The 1,781-nt window shown below is 43.0% G+C and carries 2 protein-coding genes; one reads left to right on the top strand and one right to left on the bottom strand.

Annotated elements, in window-relative coordinates:
- Window positions 1-700, bottom strand: a 700-nt coding sequence (locus tag NZ772_01865; protein ID MCS6812311.1) for an NYN domain-containing protein, incomplete at its 3' end; no start/stop codon positions are given.
- Window positions 701-1,063: 363 nt separating this feature from the next.
- Between NZ772_01865 and NZ772_01860 the strand changes: the two genes are divergently transcribed.
- The coding region (locus tag NZ772_01860; protein MCS6812310.1) for a serine/threonine protein kinase at window positions 1,064-1,781 on the top strand (718 nt) is incomplete at its 3' end.

Raw genomic sequence — 1,781 nt, 5'->3', positions numbered from 1 at the left:
TTCGACGTTCAACATCAAAAAGATCCACAGCCTCAAATAATGTACTCAGTTTGGCATAACCATAGTTGCGGGGATCAAAGGATGCTTGATTGGCAATGTGTGAGCCGACTGCCCCCAACTTAGACCAACCATCATCTTCTTGCGTACTATCTACTGCTAGTCTTAGCAGGTTAACTAGTTTTGTATCTTGCTTCAATTCTTTAGTCGTTTTCTTGATATTTCCTAACTCTTTAGATGCTTCAGGATCTACATCTTGACCAAGATTCTCTAAATATAGAAAGGTTGAACAAGCATACACAAACGGCATTGGTGTCTTTTTCTCTCCAAATCCATACACTTTTAACCCATTGGTAAGGATTCGCATTACTAGAGGTGTAAAGTCACTGTCACTCGATACGATAGCAAAGGCATCCAGCTTCTGTGTATACAACAAATCCATAGCGTCAATAATTAGTGCTGCATCACTTGCATTCTTGCCTTTGGTATAGTCAAACTGTTGCACTGGACGAATTGCAAACTCGTGCAAACTATCTTCCCAAGGTTTGAGCGAGGGATTTTTCCAGTTACCATAAGCTCTTCTAATATTAGCTACGCCATATTTTGCAATTTCAGACAAAATCGCATCAATTTTGACAGCAGGAGCATTATCTGCGTCAATTAGTAATGCAATTTTCGACTCTGACGGAAGTATGTTGTTCATGACTTTTAACCAGTTAAGACTACAACAGTTGATAAGGACTTTCTGTATGAACCTCCAACCAATTACAACTGTTTTTTGCAACTAAGTTTAGCTAATCTACTCCAGAATGCCTGCCTCTATATTCTCTTGAATTACAGTCGGCTAGCAGTGCTTGGTCATGCAGCAGCACTCTCTCTTCTACCTTCTGTCAATTGTTATCCAAATTCCACATCAGCTCTAGATCTACGAAACTGTTGTTGCGATCGTCCAGCTTCGGGGAACCCTAGCTGTAGTAATGTTGAGTAGATAACATTAAGTCTAGATAACATTGAGTAGATAACGTTAAGTCTCCGATAGATAAAGCTAGGTTTCCCAGTCTAAGCGATGACACAACCGACCGTTACCTGCCTCCAGACACTTCCCAACCTAACTGACTATACTCTTACTGAGCAAATCTATTTAGGTAGTCGTACAGCAGTCTATCGAGCTGTAAAAACGACTACACAGCAACCTGTGGTTATTAAACTGCCCCGATGGGAATATCCCAGCTTTAATGAATTGGTACAGTTTCGCAATCAGTATGCCATTAGCAAAAATCTGTCTATTCCTGGGATTATCCACCCGTTGAGTTTAGAACCCCTGGGGAGTAGCTATGCCCTAGTGATGGAAGACTGGGGCGGTGTTTCTCTCAGTTGGTATGCCCAGTCTCAGCCTCTGCCCTGGCAAGACGTGTTGTTGATTGCTCTGCAACTGACTGATATTCTCCACGACCTTAGCCAGTATCGCGTTATCCACAAAGATATCAAACCTGCAAACATTCTGATTCACCCCGAATCCAAGCAGGTAAAACTGATTGACTTTAGCATCGCTTCTCTGTTACCCAAAGAAACCCAAACTCTGCAAAGTCCTAGCAGGCTAGAAGGTACCTTGGCCTATATGGCACCGGAACAGACTGGGCGGATGAACCGAGGCATCGACTATCGTAGTGATTTCTATTCCTTAGGTGTGACGCTATTTGAACTGCTGACAGGGCAACTTCCCTTCCAGTCGTCTGACCCGATGGAACTAGTGCATTGCCACATAGCAAAACAGCCGCCTTCTG

The sequence above is a fragment of the Cyanobacteriota bacterium genome (genome assembly GCA_025054735.1).
Classification (GTDB): domain Bacteria; phylum Cyanobacteriota; class Cyanobacteriia; order SKYG9; family SKYG9; genus SKYG9.
This window is presented reverse-complemented; position numbering and strand designations above follow the sequence as displayed.